20 protein-coding genes and 1 pseudogene are annotated in these 22,529 nt (G+C 64.0%); 5 read left to right on the top strand and 16 right to left on the bottom strand.

Going from position 1 to position 22,529, the window contains the following annotated elements; genetic code table 11:
- Positions 1 to 127: 127 nt before the first annotated feature.
- Positions 128 to 1,015 carry an alpha/beta hydrolase family protein gene (locus tag ACZ5WT_RS07700; RefSeq protein ID WP_464286786.1) on the bottom strand — a complete coding sequence of 296 codons (888 nt, stop codon included), beginning with the start codon at positions 1,013 to 1,015 and terminating at the stop codon, positions 128 to 130.
- Between the two features lie 296 nt (positions 1,016 to 1,311).
- Between ACZ5WT_RS07700 and ACZ5WT_RS07695 the strand changes: the two are divergent.
- A pseudogene (locus ACZ5WT_RS07695) lies at positions 1,312 to 1,800 on the top strand (transglycosylase SLT domain-containing protein); the annotation flags it as partial.
- 46 nt (positions 1,801 to 1,846) lie between these two features.
- Here ACZ5WT_RS07695 and ACZ5WT_RS07690 read toward each other — a convergent pair.
- Positions 1,847 to 2,218, bottom strand: a complete 372-nt coding sequence (locus ACZ5WT_RS07690; RefSeq protein WP_464286785.1) for a response regulator — start codon at positions 2,216 to 2,218, stop codon at positions 1,847 to 1,849.
- Positions 2,219 to 2,376: 158 nt separating this feature from the next.
- Between ACZ5WT_RS07690 and polA the strand changes: the two genes are divergently transcribed.
- Positions 2,377 to 5,292, top strand: coding sequence for a DNA polymerase I (gene polA / locus ACZ5WT_RS07685; protein ID WP_464286784.1), 2,916 nt, complete (start codon positions 2,377 to 2,379; stop codon positions 5,290 to 5,292).
- 551 nt (positions 5,293 to 5,843) lie between these two features.
- Complete coding sequence (locus ACZ5WT_RS07680; protein WP_464286783.1) at positions 5,844 to 6,701, top strand: hypothetical protein; 858 nt, start codon at positions 5,844 to 5,846, stop codon at positions 6,699 to 6,701.
- A gap of 213 nt (positions 6,702 to 6,914) precedes the next feature.
- Here the strand turns inward: ACZ5WT_RS07680 and ACZ5WT_RS07675 are convergent, their stop codons facing one another.
- The 6 genes from ACZ5WT_RS07675 to ACZ5WT_RS07650 form a co-directional block, all read right to left on the bottom strand.
- Positions 6,915 to 7,235, bottom strand: coding sequence for a GIY-YIG nuclease family protein (locus ACZ5WT_RS07675; RefSeq protein ID WP_464286782.1), 321 nt, complete (start codon positions 7,233 to 7,235; stop codon positions 6,915 to 6,917).
- Positions 7,236 to 7,407: 172 nt separating this feature from the next.
- The gene (locus ACZ5WT_RS07670; RefSeq protein ID WP_464286781.1) at positions 7,408 to 7,746 is read right to left on the bottom strand and encodes a YciI family protein; all 339 of its coding nucleotides are present in this window, start codon (positions 7,744 to 7,746) and stop codon (positions 7,408 to 7,410) included.
- Positions 7,747 to 7,840: 94 nt separating this feature from the next.
- Positions 7,841 to 8,299 (bottom strand): tRNA (adenosine(37)-N6)-threonylcarbamoyltransferase complex ATPase subunit type 1 TsaE, encoded by a 459-nt coding sequence (gene tsaE, locus ACZ5WT_RS07665; protein ID WP_464286780.1) that lies wholly within the window; start codon positions 8,297 to 8,299, stop codon positions 7,841 to 7,843.
- Between the two features lie 84 nt (positions 8,300 to 8,383).
- A complete protein-coding gene (locus ACZ5WT_RS07660) occupies positions 8,384 to 10,840 on the bottom strand; it encodes a sensor histidine kinase (RefSeq protein WP_464286779.1) in 2,457 nt (818 codons plus the stop codon).
- Positions 10,841 to 11,222: 382 nt separating this feature from the next.
- Positions 11,223 to 12,626 carry an adenosylhomocysteinase gene (ahcY, locus tag ACZ5WT_RS07655; protein ID WP_464286778.1) on the bottom strand — a complete coding sequence of 468 codons (1,404 nt, stop codon included), beginning with the start codon at positions 12,624 to 12,626 and terminating at the stop codon, positions 11,223 to 11,225.
- Between the two features lie 92 nt (positions 12,627 to 12,718).
- On the bottom strand, positions 12,719 to 13,222 hold the full coding sequence (locus ACZ5WT_RS07650; protein ID WP_464286777.1) for a DUF2937 family protein: 504 nt from the start codon (positions 13,220 to 13,222) through the stop codon (positions 12,719 to 12,721).
- Between the two features lie 143 nt (positions 13,223 to 13,365).
- On the opposite strand from ACZ5WT_RS07650, the gene ACZ5WT_RS07645 reads away from it, so the two are divergent.
- Complete coding sequence (locus ACZ5WT_RS07645; protein WP_464286776.1) at positions 13,366 to 14,085, top strand: hypothetical protein; 720 nt, start codon at positions 13,366 to 13,368, stop codon at positions 14,083 to 14,085.
- A gap of 30 nt (positions 14,086 to 14,115) precedes the next feature.
- On the opposite strand, the gene ACZ5WT_RS07640 is transcribed toward ACZ5WT_RS07645, so the two are convergent.
- From ACZ5WT_RS07640 to ACZ5WT_RS07610, 7 genes are all read right to left on the bottom strand, one after another.
- On the bottom strand, positions 14,116 to 14,502 hold the full coding sequence (locus ACZ5WT_RS07640; protein ID WP_464286775.1) for an endonuclease domain-containing protein: 387 nt from the start codon (positions 14,500 to 14,502) through the stop codon (positions 14,116 to 14,118).
- Positions 14,503 to 14,727: 225 nt separating this feature from the next.
- The gene (locus ACZ5WT_RS07635; protein ID WP_464286774.1) at positions 14,728 to 15,231 is read right to left on the bottom strand and encodes a GrpB family protein; all 504 of its coding nucleotides are present in this window, start codon (positions 15,229 to 15,231) and stop codon (positions 14,728 to 14,730) included.
- A gap of 17 nt (positions 15,232 to 15,248) precedes the next feature.
- Positions 15,249 to 15,560 carry an HPr family phosphocarrier protein gene (locus ACZ5WT_RS07630; RefSeq protein WP_464286773.1) on the bottom strand — a complete coding sequence of 104 codons (312 nt, stop codon included), beginning with the start codon at positions 15,558 to 15,560 and terminating at the stop codon, positions 15,249 to 15,251.
- Positions 15,561 to 15,615: 55 nt separating this feature from the next.
- Positions 15,616 to 16,017 carry a PTS sugar transporter subunit IIA gene (locus tag ACZ5WT_RS07625; protein WP_464286772.1) on the bottom strand — a complete coding sequence of 134 codons (402 nt, stop codon included), beginning with the start codon at positions 16,015 to 16,017 and terminating at the stop codon, positions 15,616 to 15,618.
- A gap of 178 nt (positions 16,018 to 16,195) precedes the next feature.
- Positions 16,196 to 16,666 (bottom strand): HPr kinase/phosphorylase, encoded by a 471-nt coding sequence (locus ACZ5WT_RS07620; RefSeq protein WP_464286771.1) that lies wholly within the window; start codon positions 16,664 to 16,666, stop codon positions 16,196 to 16,198.
- A gap of 9 nt (positions 16,667 to 16,675) precedes the next feature.
- Positions 16,676 to 18,484, bottom strand: coding sequence for a stimulus-sensing domain-containing protein (locus ACZ5WT_RS07615; RefSeq protein WP_464286770.1), 1,809 nt, complete (start codon positions 18,482 to 18,484; stop codon positions 16,676 to 16,678).
- A 9-nt stretch (positions 18,485 to 18,493) separates the two neighbouring features.
- Positions 18,494 to 19,210 (bottom strand): response regulator transcription factor, encoded by a 717-nt coding sequence (locus ACZ5WT_RS07610; protein ID WP_464286769.1) that lies wholly within the window; start codon positions 19,208 to 19,210, stop codon positions 18,494 to 18,496.
- A 229-nt stretch (positions 19,211 to 19,439) separates the two neighbouring features.
- Here ACZ5WT_RS07610 and pckA point away from each other — a divergent pair, with 229 nt between their 5' ends.
- Positions 19,440 to 21,059, top strand: coding sequence for a phosphoenolpyruvate carboxykinase (ATP) (gene pckA / locus ACZ5WT_RS07605; RefSeq protein ID WP_464286768.1), 1,620 nt, complete (start codon positions 19,440 to 19,442; stop codon positions 21,057 to 21,059).
- Between the two features lie 362 nt (positions 21,060 to 21,421).
- On the opposite strand, the gene ACZ5WT_RS07600 is transcribed toward pckA, so the two are convergent.
- Positions 21,422 to 22,342, bottom strand: coding sequence for a cell wall hydrolase (locus tag ACZ5WT_RS07600; protein ID WP_464286767.1), 921 nt, complete (start codon positions 22,340 to 22,342; stop codon positions 21,422 to 21,424).
- Between the last annotated feature and the right edge of the window lie 187 nt (positions 22,343 to 22,529).

Raw genomic sequence — 22,529 nt, 5'->3', positions numbered from 1 at the left:
CCAAAACAGCGCCGACCGGGAACAACATCGCCAGACGCTAGGCAAAGGGTGTGCGTCATTTCGGGTCCCGATAGCTCCCGCACCCCGGCATCGCCTCCCCACCCATGAGCGGGGAGGCGCGGGTGCCCTACTTCAGGCTCGCGGCAAAAAACTCGGCCAGTTCGGATTCCACCTTGGCGGTGACGGCGGGCTGGTCGCTGTAGAAGCCGTAGCCGTGGTCGGCGTCGGGCACCATGATGGCTGTGGCTGCGGGATAGGCCTTGGCGACGGCTTCGCTGACGCCGGGGCGCACCACGTCGTCCTTGTCGCCGAACAGCACCAGCATGTCGCCCTTGTAGGCGCTGATCGTCTCAAGGGGCTTGGAGGCGATCATTTCGTCAAACCAGGCGAGGCTCAGCGCCTGGGTCTGACCCCATTGGGTGACAAATTCGGCGTGGCCCCTGGGCCCGGCGGCGTCGGCGTAAAAGCTGTCAAACGCCGCCTGGCCGCCCAGGAAGCTCACCATCATCTCCTGGCCCCAGTCGGCCGATGGCGCCAGCAGTGCCATGGCGCGATAGGGATTGTCGGTGGCGCCGCCGATGGTCATGGCGATGCGGCCGCCCATGCTGTAGCCGAAAATGCCCAGGCGCCCGGCATCGACCGGGTAATTGGCGAGCAGGTGGGCCAGGCTCGCATTGGAATCCGAAATCATGTTGGACAGATAGCCCTCGGTGAAGGGTTCGGTGCTGTCGCCGCTGCCGGGGAAGTCCATGCGAATGGTGGCAATGCCCTGATCGGCCAATGCCTTGGCGATCCGCCCGAAGCCGCCATTCTCCTGGCGGCCGCCGCCATGGCCGTGGTTCATCACCACGGCAGCAAATGGCCCCGCGCCATCGGGCATGACGACCGTGGCCGGCACGGCGCGCGCGCCATTCATCACGGTAATATCCGTGCTGGTTTCGGCCTGTGCGGCCGTCGCCGCCAGCGCAAGGCCCGCTGCGGCCAGGAGTGTCAGTGTGCTCGTTTTGCCCGTCATGATATGCTGTCCCTCGATACGATAGGGCAAGAACTAGGCTTGCCCGGGGACCACGGTTTCACCCACCCCCGAGCCTGTCAACGGGCAGCAGAAGCCCCTGAAGGCGGCCACAATTGATCCCGCGGAACGCCCTTTGGTCGCATTTGACGTCAAATTGCCATCAGTCTGCCGCGATTGTCGCCTATCGCGCGGCTTGGATAATCTGCTAGAGCGAGCGCATGGCAATGACTATTCTTGGCAAGAACGCCGCGCTCCTTGGTGGCGCAACCCTGATGGCCCTGTTCGTATCGGGCTGCGCGATGAGCGGGCTGAAGCCCGCGCCCGGCCCGGCCAGCGCCGCGCTGGCGGCGATCGCCGAACCCACTGCAACCCCGGACGGCCACGTGCCTGATGCTGCCGCCGTGCCAGAAGCGCCCAGCGCCCTGGGCTATGCCGGCAGCGCGCTCGATCCGCTGATCGCCCATTATGCCCAGCAGTATGAAGTGCCCGAGGCCCTGGTGCGCCGCGTCATCGTGCGCGAGAGCAATTACAATGCCGGCGCCCGCAACGGCCCCTATTACGGCCTGATGCAGATCAGCCACGCCACGGCTTCGGGCATGGGCTATCGCGGCGCCCCGGCGGGCCTGCTCGATGCCGAGACCAACCTGCGCTATGCCGTGCGTTACCTCGCCGGCGCCTATGTCACCGCCGGCGGCAATGACGACCAGGCGATGCGCTACTATGCGCGCGGCTATTATTACGATGCCAAGCGGCAGGGCCTGCTCGAGGAAGCCGGCCTGCGCTAATAGCGCAAGCGAGCCTGCGCTAGTGGCGCAAGCGGGCCTGCGCTGATCAGTCCCGCGCCAAGGCGGCACGCAGGCAATCGAGCAACTGCGCTGGGATGAACGGCTTGGACAGCCGGGGAATGTCGGTGGTTTGCCCATCGGGCAGTTCATCATATCCACTGACCAGCAGCACCGGCAGGCTGGGCCGCAACTGACGGGCACGCTCGGCCAGTTCCAGTCCGTTCATGCCCGGCATGGAATAATCGGTGATCAGCAGGTCCACCACCTCGCCCCGTTCGAGAATGTCGAGCGCCTCGCGGCCCGAATAGGCCTCGAGCGGGCGATGCCCCAGGTCGGTCAGCATGTCGGCCGTGCCGATATTGATCAGTGCATCATCATCGACGATCAACACGGTGGCGGGCGTTACGATGTCCGTCATGGCGGGGCCTTCAAGCAGTTCGGGTGCAAGGATCGCGTCCCCGTGCCCCGCTGTCAAACGCCGCACTGCGCACCCTGCCCGGCAAAACCCCGAACCGGGCCTTTTGCCATGGGGCCAACTGCCCTAAAGTCCCAGCTCTTCGCAACGGAATCGGTTTCATGCATCTGCTGCTCGTCGATGGCTCGGGTTATATCTTCCGCGCCTTTCATGCCCTGCCACAGCTCAACCGCAAGTCCGACGGGCTCCCCGTGGGGTGCGTGCAGGGGTTCACCAACATGCTGTGGAAGCTGATGGAGGACCTCAAGGGCGAGGATGAACCGACCCATATGGCCGTCATCTTCGACGCCAAGGGCAAGACCTTCCGCGACGACTTCTTTCCCGAATACAAGGCGCAGCGCCCCCCGGCCCCCGAAGAGCTGGTGCCGCAGTTCCCGCTGACCCGTTCGGCGACGCGCGCCTTCAACATTCCCTCCATCGAAATGGAAGGCTGGGAGGCCGATGACATCATCGCCACCTATGCCCGCATCGCCCGCGCCCAGGGCGGCAAGGTCACCATTGTCTCCTCCGACAAGGACCTGATGCAGCTGGTCGAGCCCGATGGGTCCATCCGCCTGCTCGATACCATTCCGCGCCCCGGCCAGCCGCCGCTGCGCTGGATTGGCGTCGATGAGGTATTCGCCAAGTTCGGCGTCACCCCCGACAAGGTGATCGACGTGCAGGCTTTGTGCGGCGACAGCGTCGACAACGTTCCGGGCGTGCCGGGGATCGGGGTCAAGACCGCCGCCGAGCTGATCAATACCTATGGCAATGTGGAAACCCTGCTCGAGCGCGCCAGCGAGATCAAGCAGAATGCCCGCCGCGAAAAGCTGATCGCCAATGCCGAGCTGGCCCGCATTTCTAAGCGCCTGGTGACGCTCTCCCAGGAAGTGCCGGTCGAGCTCGATCTCGATGCGCTGTCCCGCCAGCCGATCGAGCCGGGCAAGCTGTTCCCCTTCCTCAAGGCGATGGAATTCGTCACCATCACCAAGCGCCTCTCGGGCCTATTGGGTGCCGATGCCGACGCCTGGGATGCCGATCCCGAACTGGCGGCCAAGCCCGCCACTCCGGTTGGCTTCAACAACGAAGCCCGTGCCGAGGCCCGCGCCGCGCGCCAGGAAGCCACCGGCCGCGCCGAGGCGCGCCTCGTCATGCACGCGCAGGCCATGCACGAGGCCACCCGCGCCATTCCGTTCCAGCCTGAAGCCTATGAGATCATCCGCGACGCCGATCACCTGCAGCGCTGGCTCGATGCCATCTATCGCGAGGGCCTGGTCGCAACCGACGTCGAAACCACCGGCCTCGACAACCAGACTGCCGATCTGGTCGGCATCTCCTTCTCGACCGCGCCGGGCAATGGCGCCTATCTGCCGCTTGGCCATACCACCGGGGCGGGCGACATCTTTGGCGGCGGTCATGCCGAAGGGCAGATGGATATCCGCCAGGCGCTCGACATGGTGCGCCCAATGTTTGCCGACCGGTCGATCCTCAAGATCTTCCATAACGCCAAATACGATCTGGGCCTGCTGGCTCGCTATGACGTCGCGGTCAATTCCATCGATGACACGCTGCTGCTGAGCTATTCGCTTGATGGCCCGCAATACAACACGATGGGCGAACTGGCCGATCACTGGCTGGGCGTGCCCGGCCAGTCGATCAAGGACCTGATCGGCACCGGCAAGAGCCAGATCACCTTCGCCCAGGTGCCGATCGATGCCGCCGCGCGCTATGGCGCCGAAGACAGCGACATGACCATCCGCCTGTGGCGCATCCTCAAGCCGCGTCTCGCCGCCGAGAACATGACGACGCTCTACGAGACCATCGAGCGCCCGCTGGCGCCCGTTTTGGCCCGCATGGAAGGCCGCGGCATTTCCGTCGACCGGCAGATCCTCGCCCACCTCTCGGGCGATTTCGCCCAGCGCGCCGCCGCCTTCGAGGCCGAGGCCTATGAGCTGGCGGGTTCGACCTTCAACCTCGCCTCCCCCAAGCAGCTGGGCGAAATCCTCTTTGACCGCATGGGTCTGGAGGGTGGCACCAAGACCAAGACCGGGGCATGGTCCACCGGCGCCGATGTGCTGGAAGACCTTGCCCTCAAGGGTGTGCCGCTGGCCCGCACAATTGTCGACTGGCGCCAGCTCACCAAGCTCAAGGGCACCTATACCGATGCCCTGCCCGAATATATCAACCAGCGCACCAAGCGCGTGCACACCACCTATTCCCAGCACTCCGTGCTGACGGGGCGCCTCAGCTCCAACGATCCCAACCTGCAGAACATCCCGGTGCGCACCGAGGACGGCCGCAAGATCCGCACCGCCTTCGTCGCTGCTCCCGGCAAGATCCTGATCTCTGCCGACTATTCCCAGATCGAATTGCGCGTGCTCGCCCATATCGCCGACATCCAGGCGCTCAAGGACGCGTTCGAGGAAGGCCTCGACATTCACGCCATGACCGCTTCCGAAATGTTCGGCGTCCCTGTCGAAGGCATGCCCTCAGACGTCCGCCGCCGCGCCAAGGCGATCAATTTCGGCATCATTTACGGCATCTCGGCCTTTGGTCTCGCCAACCAGCTGGGCATTCCGCGCGGTGAGGCCGGCGACTACATCAAGACCTATTTCGAGCGCTTCCCGGGCATCAAGGACTACATGGATCAGCAGCGCCGGCAGGTGAAAGCCGACGGCTACGTCACCACCATTTTCGGTCGCAAGATCAACTTCCCCAATGCCAACTCGTCCCATCCAGCCGAGCGCAGCTTCGTCGAACGCGCCAGCATCAACGCCCCCATCCAGGGCTCTGCCGCCGACATCATCCGCCGCGCCATGATACGCATGGAGCCGGAACTGAAAAAGGCCGGTATCGAAGCCGACATGCTGCTGCAAGTGCACGACGAACTGATCTTCGAAGTCCCCCAAGGCACCGAAGAAACGGCCATCCCCGCCATCCGCAAGATTATGGAAGGGGCAGCGGAACCGGCGGTGCGGCTGTCAGTGCCGATCCAGGTCGATGCCCACGCGGCGCACAACTGGGACGAGGCGCATTAGTTTGGAACCTCGTACGCGGCACCTTACGCTTAGGTTTAGAACGCGGCGGGGAGTTGTTGACCTTCCAAGTGTGTTGATTGCCGACGAGGATCACTACTCCTACAATAGGATAGAGATCCTCGGTGATCGCAGCACCTACCTGCGAACCATGGGCCTGGAATGGGCTCAGCCCGATTTTTCTAGTGTGGCAGGTGGCTACGGAGATGAGATCATCTCCGGGCAGGCGACGTTGCAGAGTAGTGGTGGCACGTCGGGGACGTCTGTTACCGACAAAACGATCTATACCGTCGCGACACTCAACATCAGTAACATAACTAGCGAGTATCCTGCCTCTGACGAAACGGAGGAGGCAATGTCGCTCGTCATGTGGCCCCACCCCCCCCTTGTTTCCCAAACCCTTTGTCTGGCGGCAGGGCGACGGACAGACAAGGAAGCGCGACAGCGGGGATAGTCGATGGCAAACACTGTCAACTGGGATTCAGTTCAGACTAAATTCTGTCGAGTGGGAAAAACCGAAAGGGCAGGGAGAACTCGGTAGTCAGAGATTTTGGGTGCCGACGATCGACGTCCGCAAGGGTGAAGCGCAGGCCAATTTTGATGAAGAGTGCGAAGGCGCTTGGCGATGGCTCAAGCCGCTACTATCGCTGTATTTCTGCGCCGAACTCAAAATACTGGGACGAACATATTCAGGTCCAAACAAAACATACACTCGGAGTTGGCCCCATCTTATGGGGGCCAAGCGCGCCGATGGCATCGATACCCATCGTTGGAACATGTCCCCCGGGCAATTTTGTGTTAAGGCCGAAGCCAAGGCCAGTCGGCTTTCCTACAGCCACGAAGACGTTCATGCGGCTATCTTCAACTACCTCAGCGGCCGCGCCGACCTAACGCTAGAATCTCAATTGCTTTCGTTTGTCGAAGGAATCGAGCGAACGGTCCAGATATTCGAAACTGCAAATGGCTATGGACGGAAGGTACTAACCGGACCGAAGCACGCGGCATTTACAAAGCGACTCAAGAACGCGCTACGATCTGCCCCCGAAATCTGGCACGGCCTAAACACTCAAGAACGCGAAGCCACGTCATCATTTCTGAAGCTCAATCCGAATATGACTCTTTTGGATCGTACGAAGCGTATGACTGGACGCTATGAAAAATGGTGGGCCGACTATGAGCTTAAGATGTTAGGGGAACTCAACCGAACGATTAAAATGCGCAACGACATTGTCCACGGAAAGACCATTTCCGACTACGATGGCCTATTTCGTGAAAAACAGAGGTCCAAGTTACTCCTTGAAAAGCTACTACTTTGCCTACTCGGAACCCCTTCACTTCTGACATCGTATGAAGAGTCTATGTTTGCAAATAGAGAATACGAAGGGAATAGTGTCTCGCACCACTCCTTCTAGTTGCGCTGCATTACCATGCGATACTCCGCATAGCCGAAGTGGCAGAGGAGGTTCTCAGTCTTGGAATCGTTGCCACCCACCGGGTCACCCCGGCCTTGAGCCGGGGCCCATCCCGAGATCCCCCCACAGCCGCAAGGTGGCCCGATCAGCCACCTCAAGATGGATCCCGGCTCAAGGCCGGGATGACACCGCGTTTGGTAGCGCGTTCGGTGGTCAGATTGGCGGCTGGAGGCCGATGATGTCCCACCAGAGATCGCGCCAGTCGGGGTTGGTCGTTTCAATCAGCGCATCCTTCCAGGAGCGCAGCCATTTCTTGAGGCGCTTTTCGTGGGCGATAGCGGCCTCGATATTCTCGGTCAGTTCAAACCAGACCAGATGTTTGCAGCCATGCTCTCGGGTGAAACCATCATGGAGCCCCTTACGGTGCTCATGGGTGCGGCGGACGAGGTCATTGGTGACGCCGACATAGATCGTGCCGCGCCGTCGATTTGCGACGATGTAAACTGCGTAGCCCTGCCCCATGAGTGGAGACAAGCATGGGATGGGCGTAGCCACAAGTCCCACCCTACCCACGGTGTCACCCCGGCCTTGAGCCGGGGCTCATCCTGAGATCGCGCTACCGCCGCAAGGTCGTCGAAAGTGCACCACCATCTCAGGATGGATCCCGGCTCAAGGCGGGGTGACACCGCGCCTGCACGACGCCCCCTCACCAAAACGCCCGCACCTCCACCGGTACCCGGCAGGCGAGCGCGGCCTTGCGGCCCCATTCTTCCGCTTCCTCCATGCTCGCCGCCTCGAGTACCCAGAGGCCGCCGATATGTTCCTTGGTCTCAGCATAGGGGCCGTCGGTGACCAGCACCTTGCCGTCCGGTTGCGGGCGCAGGGTACGAGCCGTGCGAACGGAGCGCAGGCCGCCGACGAAGACCCGGACGCCGGCGGCGATCATCTCTTCGTTGAGCGCGCTGATATTGCGGCGCGTCTCCTCGGTTTCGCTGTTGGGGTCGAAATCGTCGGGATGCTGAATGCAAACCAGAAACTGGGTCATCTAGTCCTCCTGTGCGGGGCGCGTCGCCCCATCTGCATGGACGACGCCCGGCCGGCGCAGGGTTCGACATATTGACGACGATTTTTGGCCGGGGCTAGGTCCGGCGTGCCACGGTCACACTCCGTCCCACCCCGCCGGGCGGGATGGCGAGGGTGACGGCCAGGGTTGCCGCATCGACGATCTCCGGCGCCCGCTCGGCCCATTCGACCAGCACAATGGCTGCGGGGTTGTCGAGCAGGCCCAGCTCGTCCACCTCGCGCGGATCGCCCAGCCGGTAGAGATCGGCATGCAGCACCGGCCCCTTGGGCGTTTCATAGGGCTGCACCAGCGCGAAAGTGGGCGAGGGCACGTCGAGCGCGGCATCCTCGGCCAGCGAACGGATGATCGCCCGGGCCAGAGCCGATTTTCCGGCGCCCAGATCGCCCTCGAGGATCACCAGGTCGCCCGGCACCAGGCTCGCCGCCAGCTCGGCGCCCAGGGCGGCCGTCGCGGCATCGTCGGGCAGGAAGGTTTGGGACATGAGGCCAGCCTTGAGGGGTCTATCGGTGGCCACAGCACTACCCCCTCCCCGGCCCTCCCCTCAAGAGGGAGGGGGCGAAAAGGGCATCACACCCGAGGAGCAGAAGGAGGGCGGAGCCTACTCTGCCACGCCCGCCATGGCGCTGTCGCGCGGCAGGTTGACGATGATGCGGCTACCGCGCGGTTCGCGCTTTTCCGCCGAAATCGTGCCGCCATGCAGGTTGACGAAGGTCTTGACGATGGCAAGGCCGAGCCCCGCGCCGCGCTGGCGCCCGGAGGGCGTATCGATACGCGTCTGGATCGCCGCCTTCATCTCGTCGGTGACCCCCGGGCCCTCATCCTCGATGATGAACAGCATGCGGTCGGCGCGCTGGCTGACCGTCAGGCGGATTTCGCCGCCCGGCGGGGAGAAGCGCGCGGCATTGGAGAGCAGGTTGTAGAGCACCTGCACGATGCGCGTGCCGTCGGCGATGAAGGGCGGCATGCCCCCTTCGATATCGACCGTGAGGTTGATCGGCCGCTCGCCCGAAATCTCGGGGAAGGTGGCCGAGAGCCCGGCGCGCGCCTTGTCGATGAGATTGTGCACGTCGAGCAGTTCGGGGCGCAGTTCGGCAATGCCGGCATCCACCGAAGCCAGGTCCAGAATATTGTCGATCAGCACGCCCAGCGTCACCGAGGAGGCGCGGATATATTCGATATAGGACTTCTGCCGGTCGGTCAGCGTGCCGCTGTCATTGGCCAGCAGGTCCGAGAAGCCGATGATATTGGTCAGCGGCGAGCGCAGTTCATAGGACACATTCTCGACGAACGCGTCCTTGAGCAGGTCCGCGGCCACCAGCGCGTCGTTGCGCTCCTTGAGCACCTTGGAATAGCTGGCGCTCTCAGTCACATCGAGGAAGGTCATCATGGTCTGCCCGTCGGGCAGGCGGGTGATGGCATAATCGAGCAGGCGCCCGTCCGAGCGGTTGAGCCGCCCGGTCTGGTCCGAACGGGTCGGGTTGAGGTCGATGATGCCGCGCTTGAGATCGCGCCAGATGCTGGCGCCATCCTCGGGGATGGAGCGCCCGGAGGCCTCGGCGATCTGGTCGATATGGGGGTTCTGCCCCAGTTCCTGCATCGGCAGCTTCCACAAGGCCGCGAGCCGCGGATTGCAGAGGGTCAGCCTGCCATTGGTACCAAACACCGCCACGGCTTCCGAGAGCGCGTTGATGGTTTCGCGCTGCACGTTGGAGAAGGTCTTGTTGGTCGATTCCAGGATCAGGCGCTGGGTGATGTCCTCGAACACATAGATCACGCCACCGGCCGGACCCGCCGGAGCGGTGATGACCTTGACCGTGCGGCCATCGGGCAGATGCCAGGGCTCGTTTTCGTGCGGGGCCTTGCGATCGTAGGATTCGAGATGCTTGCTGCGCCAGGTCTGGTAGTCGACCTGGCTGGGCAACATGCCCTCGGTGCGCAGCTTGTCGAGAATGGCGCGCTCGTCGAGCCCGGGCACCAGGAAGTGGCGGCTCAGGTGCCAGAGCTCGCTATAGGCCTCGTTGAACTGGATCAGTTCGCGCTTGGCATTGAAAATGGCGATCGGGGTGGTCAGTGCGCCGATAATGCCGCCGATATGGGCAAGGCTGGTTTCGGCGGGGCGGTTGGCTTCGTCCTCGACACGGCGCAGATAGCCGGCGCGGCCGCTGGCAATGGGAAACTCCACCAGTTCATACTGGCCCAGGCCCGGCCAGGCCACGCTCATCGAGGCGGGCTTGTCGCCGGTTGCGCAGGCCATCAGATGGAGTTTCAGCTGGTCGGTGCCCAGCAGTTCGGGCGGCGCGGCTTCGCTGCCATTCTTGCCCAGTTGGCGGGCCAGTTCGAGATAGGCGGCATTGGCAAAAACCAGCCGCTCATTGGCATCGCGGGCAAAGGCGGGCTTGGCAAGCGCCGCCAGGATGGCGCGCACGCTGGATTGATCGCCCGAAGCGGCGGCGGCCACCAGAACGGGTTCGGCGGCCGGCTCCATGAAGGCGGGGCGCAGGCGCATCGCCGCGCCGCCGCCGAGCACCCAGCCGGTCGCGCGGATGATGCGGCCGTCAAACGCCTTGAGGCTCACCGCAAAGGCATGGCCATGCACGCGCAAGTCTTCGAGCAGCCGCGCCAGGCCATCTGCCTCGGCATTGGACAGCCAGGATTGGAAATTGAGCACGCTTTCGGGCTGGCGGCCGACCGGCAGCACCGCCGACGCCTGACCCAGCAGGCGCGGCGCGCCTTCGTTATTCTCGTTCCAGAGGATGGTGACTTCGCGCGTGCCCGACAGCAGCGCTTCATATTCATCGACCATGGCGCGCAGGCCGGCGATCTGCTCGCCGGAGCGGCGGCGGGCCGCCTTGCCATCGTCGATCACCTTGCGCACCACCGCCATGGCCAGCAGGGCAAAGGCCCCGGCACCAACGGCGACCGCCAGCGGCGCGGCGCCTACCAGGCTAGCCGTGTCCAGGCCCTGCGCGAGGGCGGGGACCGCCGTCATCAGGGTAAGTGGGGCAGCCGCAACAGTTGCGAATCCCCAATGCTTCCGGAAACGATCCGGCGCCATGCGCGGCCCTCTAGGTTAATATTATCGTTGCCAGCCCGGCTCGAGTGAACCGGTACGCTTGCACTCAAGGGGAGCGGCCAAACGCGGGGATCCCTGAGGAGCTCCGGCCGCTTCCGACCCCGTCGCCGTGTCCCCCGGCAACCGAATCACCCTGACCATACCCACCTGCGGAATCAGCTAAAAGAGTCTTAATGATTAACCATTGTGGGCAAACACGCGATATCGGGCCTTGACCCGGAACGAAGCAGGAACTCTGTCTTGACGTGTTCGGGACGATCCTCCCCCTGCCAGGGAGGCAGGGTGGGGGTACCGGGGAGTCCCACTCTCCAAACAAAAACGCCCGCAGCCAAGGCCACGGGCGTCTCGAAATCATGCCGGCAGATCAGTAGCGGTATTCGCCGGACTTGAACGGGCCGGTCGGGCTCACGCCGATATAGTCGGCCTGTTCCTTGGTCAGCTTGGTCAGCTTGGCGCCGAGCTTGGCCAGGTGCAGTTCGGCGACCTTTTCGTCGAGATGCTTGGGCAGCACATGCACCTTCTTCTCGATCTTTTCACCATTGGTCCACAGCTCGATCTGGGCCAGGGTCTGGTTGGCAAAGGAAGCCGACATCACGAAGCTCGGGTGGCCGGTGGCATTGCCCAGGTTTACGAGGCGCCCTTCCGACAGCAGGATCAGGCGCTTGCCGTCGGGCTTTTCGACCATGTCGACCTGCGGCTTGACGTTGGTCCACTTGAAGTTGCGCAGGCCCAGCACGTCGATTTCGTTGTCGAAGTGGCCGATATTGCAGACGATGGCCATGTCCTTGAGGTTGCGCATGTCATCGACCATCAGCACGTCACGGTTGCCGGTGGCGGTGACGACGATGTCGGCGCGGTGCGCGGCATCCTCGAGGGTCACGACCTCGAAGCCTTCCATGGCGGCCTGCAGGGCGCAGATCGGGTCGACTTCGGTCACCAGCACGCGGGCGCCGGCGCCACGCAGCGATTCAGCCGAGCCCTTACCCACGTCGCCATAGCCGCAGACGATGGCAACCTTGCCGGCCAGCATCACGTCGGTGCCGCGGCGGATGGCGTCGACCAGCGATTCACGGGTGCCGTACTTGTTGTCGAACTTGGACTTGGTCACCGAGTCATTGACGTTGATGGCCGGGAACGGCAGCTCGCCCTTGGCGTGCAGCTGATAGAGGCGCATCACGCCCGTGGTGGTTTCTTCCGACACGCCGCGGATATTGGCGCGGATGGTCGAGAAGAAGTTCGGCGACTTGGCCAGGCGCTTCTTGATGGTGGCAAAGAAGATTTCCTCTTCTTCGCTACCCGGCTTGTCGAGCACGGAAATGTCCTTCTCGGCCTTGGCGCCGGTCAGGATATACATGGTGGCGTCGCCGCCATCATCGAGGATCATGTTGGGGGTGAGGCCATTGCCCCAGTCCATCATGCGGTCGGTGAATTCCCAATATTCATCGAGGCTCTCGCCCTTATGGGCAAAGACCGGGATGCCAGCGGCGGCGATGGCGGCAGCGGCGTGGTCCTGGGTCGAGAAGATATTGCAGCTCACCCAGCGCACTTCGGCGCCGAGCGCGACCAGCGTCTCGATCAGCACGGCGGTCTGGATGGTCATGTGCAGCGAACCGGCAATGCGCGCGCCCTTGAGCGGCTGGGCGGCGGCATATTCCTCGCGGATTGCCATCAGGCCGGGCATTTCGATTTCGGCGATGGCAATTTCCTTGCGGCCGAAATCGGCGAGGGAAATGTCCTTGACCGCATAGTCGGTCGATTGAGTGGTCATGAGGGGCTCCGCGGCACAATGTGTCTTGCCTCTGCTATACGCAAGGCGGGCCGCCCGATCAACAGATCACATAAAGAAATGTTTATATCCAACTACCTGTAGGCAGCGTAACGGCGGCGGAATGGCAGGGCCAGAAAACGCATCAGGCCGGAGAGCACCAGATAGCCAAGCAGGAACCCGCCCCCGGCATAGAGCACGCCTTCGACGGTCACCGGCATAGCGGGCTGGTAGTTTTCCAGCGTCCGGCGGCCGATATCGCTGTCGAGATACGCCGGCAGCGCCTGGAAGCGCGCAATCGGATCGGCATTCTGGATGCGGGCCAGAGTGGCGCTGAGATCACCGTAGCGCCGGAAAGTCGCTTCCATCGCCGTACCCCGCTCGGCGAGGAAGGCGTCGCTCGACGCCTGATAGCGCGCCAGTGCCGTGGTTCGATCGAGCCCGCCTTCAGCCGCCGAGCGGTCGAATTCCGCCGTGATCGCGGCCAGTTCATCCACGGCCCCGCCGAGGCGCTGGGTATATTGCTGGGCATATTCGGGAAACTGGCTCAGGGTCACCGCCAGTGCCAGCCCGCCAATCCCCGCCACTATCCGCCGCATCCGCTACTCCACTCAACGTCCGCCCCAGGTTGCATCGACCATTTCCGCGGCCACAATTTGGCGCCCGGCCAAATCACATCTTCGGCTAGACTGGGCCGCCAAGGTGACTAAAGTCTTGCCCGGGCAGCCACTTGGGAGAAATCATGCGCTTTCTGGATTTCAGCTCGTGGGAAGCCATCGTCACCACGGTCGTCGGGCTGGCCGCGTTCACGCTGATCGGCGTGGGCATTCGCATTCTCATGATGATGACCATCCAGCAGCGCCAGCAGCGCCAGAACCGGCAGATCAACGAGCGCCTCAAGACGCTGATCGCCGCCTATAAAGTGCTTGGCGGCTCCTTCACAGGGCGCCTCACCGTCGATCCCCTGCATCTGCGCGACCTGCACCGGCGGCAGGCCGAAGCCGCGCCGGACATGCCCGAGCTCGACGAAGCCGAAACTAGCGAGCCCAATGACACCGCGCCCGGCGCGGCACCGGCCGGCCCAAGCGAGCGGGCCCGCCGCATCCGCGACGCCGTGGAGGCCTGTCTCTCCGACATCATCCTGCTCGGCACCGAGGAGCAGGTCCGCCTCGCCGCCCAGGCCGCCAACGACCTGGCAGCCGGCAAGCCGATCCACACGGCCGAGCTGGTCATTTCCCTGCGCAATTTCATCCGCAAGGCACTCGACCTCACCCCGGTCCCCGCCGACGCCAATATCCCCCTGCAAGGCCCCGCCCGCCCCCAGGCCTCCGGCGCCCGCAACAGGCCCGGCGGCGACGCCGAAGGCCGCGGCGGAGGTGGAGCCGGAGGCGGTGCTGGCGGTGGCAGCGGCGGCATGGGAATGGGCCTCGGCATGGGTCTCGGCCGCAAAGACGACACCTAGCAAACGCCCTTGGTGGCCCCCAATCGCACCTCACCCACCGGAGAGGCCTCCCTCCCCCTTGTGGGGAGGGAATGAGGGTGGGGGTTCCCCAAGCGCCGCAAGCACCGTCGCCATCACCCCCTCAAGATTGCCCATCACCTCCACATTGGTGACGCGCAACACCCGATACCCCTCACCCCGGACAAACGCATCCCGCACGCTGTCCCGCGCCATGGCCTCGTCGGAAAAATGCAGGTCGCCATCGACCTCCACCACCAGCCGCGCCTTGTGGCAGCAAAAGTCCGCGTAATACCGCCCCATCGGCACCTGCCGCCGGAAGTGGTGGCCTTGAGATCGCAGTTCCCGCAACGCGTTCCAGAGCCTCGCCTCCGGCGCGCTCATGGTCTTCCTGAGCTGCCGCGCCCGCTCGACACCCATCCACGCCTCCCCCAAAATCGGGGCTCCCACCCCCACCCTTGATCCCTCCCCACAAGGGGGAGGGAAACGCATGCCCAACTTCCGTGGCCCAGCCCCAGTCTGGCCTGCTAGTGCCTGAGGCCAGCCCCAATGTCACCTCACCCACCGGCTAGGCTTCCCTCCCCCTTGTGGGGAGGGAATGAGGGTGGGGGTTCCCCAAGATCCCAAGCTCTCCCAAGCTTCGCCCTAGCCGCCCCGCCGCGCCGGACCGCCGGCGGCCAAAACAACGGCATCGATGAAGGCACTCTTGCCCTCGGCATAGGCCGCGCGATCACCGGCATACCGGTGCGCCAGCTCTTCCTTAAGCGCCAAATAGCGCTGCCGGATCTCCGCATCGGCCCGCAGCCGGTCCCGGAACAGGATGCGCCGCTGCACCTCTCCGGCATCGCCGTGCAGGTGCAGGTGGTGGGTGCGGCTGCCATCGGGACCATAGCGGCGCAGGAACAGGTGGAGCGGGTCGGAGGCATCGGGGCGGAATTCATAGCCCACCGCCTCAAAGCGCGGGATGGCCGCCGCAACCGGCGCCATATCCGCCAGGAGCACAATGATATCGATGACCGGTTTGGCCGCGAGGCCCGGCACGGCGGTCGAGCCGATATGCTCGATCAGGCGCGGCGGCTCGGGCAACAGGTGCAGCACTTCATCGCGTGCGGCCAGATAGAGGTCGGGCCAGTGGGGATCGGAAGCCATCAGGACGATGGCGTCCCTCAAGCAGAGGCCCCGTCGCTATCCTCGTCGAAGCCGTTATTCACCAGCTCCACGATCGCCTCCAGCGCTTCGCGCGCCTGGCGGCCGCTGGCCTGCACCAGGATGGTCGAGCCCGGACCGGCGCCCAGCATCATCAGGCCCATGATCGAGTCGCCCCCGACCGAGGTGCCGTCCTTGATGACCTGGATGGTGGCGTCAAAGCACTCGGCGGTGCGCACGAAGCGGGCCGAGGCGCGGGCATGCAGGCCCTTGCGGTTGACGATGGTCAGTTGCTGGGCAACGGCGCGGCTGCCGCCGGTTGCGGCCTCCATCAGATGCTCCCCCAGGGGGTGAAGCTCGACCGATATCCAGCGTCAGGCGTCATGCTCATCCGGCTCCGAGAATGGAGTTAGCAACGGTGATATATTTGCGGCCCGCTTCCTGCGCCAGGTTGACCGCTTCCTTGATGTCCATGTCGGCGCGCACCCGGCAGAGCTTGACCAGCATGGGCAGGTTTACCCCGGCGATCACTTCCACGTCGCGGTTCTGCATCACCGAAATCGCCAGGTTGGACGGCGTGCCGCCAAACATGTCGGTCAGGATGATGACACCGGCCCCGTCATTGGCCTTGTCGACGGCGGCGAGAATATCGTTGCGCCGCGATTCCATGTTGTCGTCAGGACCGATGGCTATTGTTTCGCAGAACTCCTGCGGCCCAACGACATGTTCGAGAGCCGATTTGAATTCGTTGGCGAGCGCGCCATGCGTCACCAGAACCAGACCAATCATGCAACGTCCCCAGCGTGCCGACCAGCGCAGCCCATGGCGCGCATACGGCATTCCAGCAATTCATGCCCCCTGTCCGCCTGCCCGGCCATCGGCCCGGCAAACGAACGCGAACCCGACCCATCAGGACGAGCATGGCCCATTTTCGGCCGGTAGGATGCGCTATTCAAGCAGTATTTTCTCACTGCCCAACGGCCTTTTCGGAGAGGGCCGCAATGGCTTCGATCACCAGTAGAACCTGATGGCCGAGGCCGATCACATCGCCCGACGGCACGGGCGCGCGGGCCAGCGCCACCCCGTTCAGCTCGGTCAGGAATTCGTCATCTTCGAGCATGCGCGCCATTTCGGGCACGAGGTCGATGACCAGGTTCAGCGTCACCATGCTCTTGTGCGGGCGCTTGACGATGCCGCGGCCGCGCAGCTCGATGAGCCCGGCCAGCGTATCGGGCGCCCTCATGTTCAGCTCGCGCCCGGTCAGCACCAGATCGACCCGATCGTCGGCCACCAGATAGGCCGGCAAGCCGCGGCCTTCCCAGCGGTCGAGCAGGGTCAGCGCCAAAACCGATTTGCCTGCCCCCGAGGGTCCGCGCAACAGCACGCCCGTCGATCCCAACAGCAGTCCCGTGCCATGCACGTTGATAGGCTTACTCATGGACGCAATCTATTTGCGGGCACGCGGCAATACAACCGTGAACACCGCGCCGGAGCGATCGCTGCGATTGTGCGCGCGGATCGTGCCCTTGTGCGCCGCCACGATCTGCTTGCAGATCGACAGCCCCAGCCCCGAATGGTCGCCAAAGCTCTCAGTATCGGGGCGGTCGGTATAGAAGCGCTGGAAGATCTTGCTGAAGTCGCCTGTTATGCCACGCCCTTCATCGGTCACGGTGACTGTGATGTTGTCGGCATCGGTCGCCAGCTGCACGCGCACCACCCCGCCCTCAGGCGAGAAGGACACCGCATTGTCGATCAGGTTGGCAAAGACCTGCGCCAGCCGGCTTTCATGCCCGTTGATGATGGCGGGCCCCTTGCCAAGGCGCGGCGCCATTTCCACGGTCACCCCGCGGCCCAGCGCCATATCCTTCTGGATCGAGACCATGGCCTGGGCCAGCTTTTCCACATCGACGCGCTCAGAACCCTCGCGCGCAAGTTCGGCGTCGAGGCGGCTGGCGCTCGAAATATCGGTGATCAGCCGGTCGAGGCGTTTGACGTCATGCTGGATGATGGCGTTGAGCCGCTCGCGATCCTCGGGGCGCTTGGCCAGCGGCAGGGTCTCCACCGCGCTGCGCAGCGAGGTCAGCGGATTCTTGAGCTCGTGGGCCACGTCGGCGGCAAAGCGCTCGATGGCCTCGATGCGGTTGTAGAGCGCGTCGGTCATACGCCGCAAAGCGCCGCCCAGATGGCCGATTTCGTCGGAGCGGTCGGAGAAATCGGGGATTTCGGCGCGCGCATTGCCGGCGGTCTGCACTCGTTCGGCCGCTGCCGAGAGGCGCCGCATCGGCCCGGCAATCGTGCCGGCCAGCGCCAGCGACAGCGCGATCTGCACCGCCGCCGCGATCATGGCGATACGCAGGATGCCGTTGCGCTCCTGGGCCACGACCGAGTCGATATCGCCCGGCGCGGTCGAGAGCAGGATGGCGCCCACCACCGAGCGCAGCCGCTGCACCGGCACCGCCACCGACACCACAAGCTGGTTCTGTGCATCGACGCGCACGAAGTCGGCCGCCGAACCGGTCAACGCCGAGGCCACTTCGGGGTAACGGTTACCCTCGTCGGCGCCGTGCTCCTGATAGAGCGGATAATTGTCGCCCGGGACCCAGGCCAGCATGGCATTCCACCAGTCCCACAGGAAGAAGCTGTCGCGCTTGGTGTCGATCACCGTGCGGATCACCTCGCCACGGGCATAGATGTTCTCGCTGTCGAGGATCAGCAGCCCCCCCTGATCATAGATGCGCGCCCGCGTGCGGGTGGGCGTGATCAGGTTGCGTAGCAGCGGCGCCACGCGTTCGGGGTTGATCGGGAATTCCAGCGAGGGATCGAAATAGGAGAGCGGGGAAATGGTGCCATCGCCCTGCAATTGCAGCAGCCGGTCGGGATTGACCGAGATGACGTCGCTATCCACCGTGGCCGAACCGGCAATCGCTGCGGCGATGATTTCGCCCTGCACGCGCAGCGACTGCACGCGCGCGTCGATCAGCCCGGCGCGCCACTGGTTGAGGTAGAGAATGCCCACCACCAGCACCAGCAGCCCCGCCATGTTGAGCACGACGATGCGCCGGGTGAGACTGGAAAAGATGGTGAAGTCGAGGAACCGGCCGATCGCATTGGCGATCTTGTAGAAGGGGGCAAGCCACATATGCCGCTTGCCGCGCCGGTCGGCCCCGGGGGGCGGCGCAGACCCGTCCGGCCCCGGCGCACGCCATTCGGACGTGTCGAGGGGTTCGGGCTTCAGATCCGGATCGAGAATGGCCACTTTGACTGCTTACTGCTCCTTGAAGCGATAGCCGACGCCATACAGCGTCTCGATCATTTCGAAGTCGTCGTCGGTCGCCTTGAACTTCTTGCGCAGCCGCTTGATGTGGCTGTCGATGGTGCGATCGTCGACATAGACCTGATCGTCATAGGCGGCATCCATCAGGGCATTGCGCGACTTGACGACGCCGGGACGCAGCGCCAGCGCCTGCAGGATCAGGAATTCGGTGACGGTGAGCGTGACGCGCTGCCCTTTCCAGGTGCAGGTGTGGCGCTCTTCGTCCATCACCAGTGAGCCGCGCTCGATCAGCGCCTTGCCCGGCTGGGGCTCACCCAGCGCCCCGGCGGGAGCGGATGGATCGCGCGGGGCGGAGCGGCGCAGGATCGCCTTGACGCGTTCCACCAGCAGGCGCTGGCTGAACGGCTTGGTGATGAAATCGTCGGCGCCCATCTTGAGCCCGAACAATTCATCGATCTCCTCGTCCTTGGAGGTGAGGAAGATCACCGGCACGTCGGACTTCTGGCGCAGGCGCCGCAGCAGTTCCATGCCGTCCATGCGCGGCATCTTGATATCGAGGATAGCAAGGTCGGGCTTGTCGGTGGTCAGTCCCTCGAGACCCGAGGCGCCGTCGGTATAGGTGGCGACCTGATAGCCTTCGGCTTCCAGGGTCAGGGACACGGAAGTCAGAATATTACGGTCGTCATCAACCAGGGCAATCTTTGGCATGAGCTGCCTTTCTTGTTCGGACGCTGGCAAACATTTCGGCAGTGGAAGCCGGCCCATGCTTGCAGTGGACAATTACGCGTTAAATAAGGCGCAGCCAAGGTGAGTACAACCCTTGGACCACTTCATCTTGTATACTAGGATACGGTCCAACTTCCGTCTTACGACGCTTTGCGGGATGGTTGTACGACCAATCGGCCCGGTATTTTCGGCTCAATAGCAGGCGGCGCAGATGCCGCGAGCGATGGAGCAGAAGAAAATGTCGCCGTTCGATCACCAAGCCCTTCGGAGCCAGATTGCAGCCCGGGCCGGCTCGGTCTCCGTCAACGATATCGCGCCGGTCCTTGTTGCACGCGCGCTGCAGGGCGAGGAGTGCGAACTGACCGAGGATGGTGCCGTTTCGGTCCGCACCGGCGCCTTCACCGGCCGCTCGCCCAAGGACAAATTCATCGTCCGCGATGCGCTTACCGAAAACAGCGTCTGGTGGGCCAATAGCGGCGCGCTCAGCCCCGCCCAGTTCGATCTACTGCTCGAAGACGCCATCGCCGCCTATGGCGGGCATGGCGTGTTCCGGCAGGATCTGCTGGCCGGCGCCGATCCGCGCCACCAGTTCGCCGTCACCGTGCTCACCCCCAGCGCCTGGCATGCCCTGTTCATCCGCAACCTGCTGATCCGGCAGGGCGAGGATGTGCCCACCGGCGCCAATGGCACGCCCGTGACTATCGTCCACGTCCCCCATTTCAAGGCCGATCCGGCCCGCCACGGCAGCCGCACCGATACGGTGATCGCGCTCGATATGACGCGCAACATCGTGGTGATTGCCGGCACGCTCTATGCCGGCGAGATCAAGAAATCGGTGTTCTCGCTGTTCAACTTCCATGCGCCGGCACGGGGCGTGCTGCCCATGCACTGCTCGGCCAATGTCGGCCAATATGGCGATTCCGCGCTGTTCTTTGGCCTGTCAGGCACCGGCAAGACCACGCTCAGCAACGATCCCGAGCGCCCGCTGATCGGCGATGACGAGCATGGCTGGAGCGAGGATGGCGTGTTCAACCTCGAAGGCGGCTGCTACGCCAAGACCATCAAGCTCAGCCCCAGCGCCGAGCCGGAGATCTTCGCCGCGACCAAGAAATTCGGCACCGTTCTGGAAAATGTCGTGCTCAAGGCCGACCATGCGCCCGATTTCGACGACGTCTCGCTGACCGAAAACACCCGCGCCGCCTACCCGATCCATGTGCTGCCCGCCATTGCCAAGGGCTCGGTCGGCGGCACGCCCAAGACCGTGGTGTTCCTGACCGCTGACGCCTTCGGCGTCCTGCCGCCGCTGTCGCGACTCTCGCCCGACCAGGCGGTCTACCACTTCCTCAGCGGCTACACCGCCAAGGTGGCCGGCACCGAACGCGGCGTCACCGAGCCGGAAGCCACATTCTCCGCCTGCTTCGGCGCCCCGTTCATGCCGCTGCATCCCACCGTCTATGGCGACATGCTGGCCGAAAAGCTGCGCAGCAGCGGCGCCTCGGCCTGGCTGCTCAATACCGGCTGGACCGGCGGCGGCTATGGCGTGGGCAAGCGCATCGACATCGCCTCGACCCGCCGCCTGCTCACTGCAGCGCTCAACGGCTCGCTCGACGATGCCGAAATGCGCGTCGATGAACTGTTCGGCTTCGAAGTCCCGCTGGCCGTGCCTGGCGTCGAGACAAAGCTGCTCACCCCGCGCCTCACCTGGGCCGATGCCGAAGCCTATGACAATCAGGCGACCCATCTGGCCGGGCTGTTCCGCAAGAACTTCGAGAAATTCGGCGACATCGCCAACCCCGAGCCCGGCCCCCGCCTGGCCCAAGCCGCCGAATAACCAATCTCCTCCAAAAACTAAGGGCGCCCCACCAGGCGCCTTTTTTTGTTTTTGCGGGCCAGTGCGAGCACAACCTCACAACAACCACCGCGCTGCCCACGGACGTGATCCGCAGGCCCCTCACCGCTCACACCGGGTTGAAACCGGCCCGCGGATCAAGTTCGCGGGCAGCACCGGTGGGTAGGCAACGTCCCTGCCACCAGTCCCTCAGTCATCTCCCTCCCCCTTGTGGGGAGGGATCAAGGGTGGGGGTGTGAGAGCCGCGATATCGGGGCTGCCGACACCCCCACCGCCCAAACGCAAAACGCGCACAGCCCAAGCCATGCGCGCCAAAAGATCCAAATCTGTTCGGAAACCCCGCCTTAGTTCGGCGAGTAGAAGATGTGCGAGCCGATCTGGGCGACAGCATTGTAGGTGTTGGCCCAGGACGGATTGACCGCCGTGGTGTGGTAGTAGAGCGCGGTCTTCGGGATCGCGCCGACGGCATCGCCGGTGGCGAATTCGGCAAAGACCTTCTGGGCCAGCGCGGCGGAGCGGGCCAGGGCCCGGCGCTCACCGGCCACATCGGCGCGGCCGTCGCAGGCGAAGGTGAACTGGCAGCGATAGAGGCCCTTGTCGGCGTTCTGGTAGATCACGCCGCAGAGCGTCGAGGGGAACTTGTTGGAGCGGGCGCGGTTGACGATGACATTGGCCACCGCCAGCTGGCCGGCTTCGCTTTCGCCGCGGGCTTCGTGATAGATCGCCTGGGTCAGGCAGTCGCGCTCGTTATTGGCATGCTCGATTCGCTGGGCCAGCGGCTGGTAGCCGTTTTCGACATAGGCGGCGAGCATGGTCGCGTTGAGGTCGGGCTCTGGCAGTTTGGTGGGGCTGGTGAAGCTGGCAATGGCCGAAACGGCGCTGTTGCCGCCACCCAGCGGGCCACGGGCAATGTAGCCCATCAGCACGTCGGCGGTGAGCTCGCCTGCAGGCTGCTCGCCCAGCACGTTGACGGCGCGGAGCTGATTCTGGCGCTCGACATAGTTGGCCAGCAGCGCTGCAGTCAGCGGCTGCTCACCGGGTGCGAGCGGGGTAATGGTGGGACCGATGGCGGGCTGCGCGCGAACGGCAACCAAATCGGCGGGGACCGGCAGGGGCGTCACGATGGCGACGCGGTCGGTCTGGGCATGGGCAGGCACGAGCGTAACGAACAGAACGAGCGCGACCGCGCTCAGGGCAAGAGCATGCGATACCGCACGCACAGCAATAGTCCGCCAAGTCTGCCCCAATGCCCCGTCCTTACTCATGAGCCCTCCGGTCATATCCGGCGAGCCTTCTTTTCAAAGGACCTGTTGCAGATCCCTCACATCCCGAGGCGGCACACTAGACAAGGATGCCAGCCGTGGGAAGTCGAAATTTACGGCTGGTTAACCATGCACATTAGCTTCTTAAGTTACGGTTAATCGAGCGAAGGTCGCTTGAAAACCCTTTGTG

The organism is Devosia sp. T2-14 (assembly GCF_055397495.1).
This window is presented reverse-complemented; position numbering and strand designations above follow the sequence as displayed.

What these genes read in the sequence shown, in the direction of transcription:
- ACZ5WT_RS07700 (WP_464286786.1), bottom strand. Translation starts at nt 1,015, where the DNA reads ATGACGGGCAAAACGAGCACACTGACACTCCTGGCCGCAGCGGGCCTT.
- ACZ5WT_RS07690 (WP_464286785.1), bottom strand. Translation starts at nt 2,218, where the DNA reads ATGACGGACATCGTAACGCCCGCCACCGTGTTGATCGTCGATGATGAT.
- polA (WP_464286784.1), top strand. Translation starts at nt 2,377, where the DNA reads ATGCATCTGCTGCTCGTCGATGGCTCGGGTTATATCTTCCGCGCCTTT.
- ACZ5WT_RS07670 (WP_464286781.1), bottom strand. Translation starts at nt 7,746, where the DNA reads ATGACCCAGTTTCTGGTTTGCATTCAGCATCCCGACGATTTCGACCCC.
- ACZ5WT_RS07660 (WP_464286779.1), bottom strand. Translation starts at nt 10,840, where the DNA reads ATGGCGCCGGATCGTTTCCGGAAGCATTGGGGATTCGCAACTGTTGCG.
- ahcY (WP_464286778.1), bottom strand. Translation starts at nt 12,626, where the DNA reads ATGACCACTCAATCGACCGACTATGCGGTCAAGGACATTTCCCTCGCC.
- ACZ5WT_RS07650 (WP_464286777.1), bottom strand. Translation starts at nt 13,222, where the DNA reads ATGCGGCGGATAGTGGCGGGGATTGGCGGGCTGGCACTGGCGGTGACC.
- ACZ5WT_RS07645 (WP_464286776.1), top strand. Translation starts at nt 13,366, where the DNA reads ATGCGCTTTCTGGATTTCAGCTCGTGGGAAGCCATCGTCACCACGGTC.
- ACZ5WT_RS07640 (WP_464286775.1), bottom strand. Translation starts at nt 14,502, where the DNA reads ATGGGTGTCGAGCGGGCGCGGCAGCTCAGGAAGACCATGAGCGCGCCG.
- ACZ5WT_RS07635 (WP_464286774.1), bottom strand. Translation starts at nt 15,231, where the DNA reads ATGGCTTCCGATCCCCACTGGCCCGACCTCTATCTGGCCGCACGCGAT.
- ACZ5WT_RS07630 (WP_464286773.1), bottom strand. Translation starts at nt 15,560, where the DNA reads ATGGAGGCCGCAACCGGCGGCAGCCGCGCCGTTGCCCAGCAACTGACC.
- ACZ5WT_RS07625 (WP_464286772.1), bottom strand. Translation starts at nt 16,017, where the DNA reads ATGATTGGTCTGGTTCTGGTGACGCATGGCGCGCTCGCCAACGAATTC.
- ACZ5WT_RS07620 (WP_464286771.1), bottom strand. Translation starts at nt 16,666, where the DNA reads ATGAGTAAGCCTATCAACGTGCATGGCACGGGACTGCTGTTGGGATCG.
- ACZ5WT_RS07610 (WP_464286769.1), bottom strand. Translation starts at nt 19,210, where the DNA reads ATGCCAAAGATTGCCCTGGTTGATGACGACCGTAATATTCTGACTTCC.
- pckA (WP_464286768.1), top strand. Translation starts at nt 19,440, where the DNA reads ATGCCGCGAGCGATGGAGCAGAAGAAAATGTCGCCGTTCGATCACCAA.
- ACZ5WT_RS07600 (WP_464286767.1), bottom strand. Translation starts at nt 22,342, where the DNA reads ATGAGTAAGGACGGGGCATTGGGGCAGACTTGGCGGACTATTGCTGTG.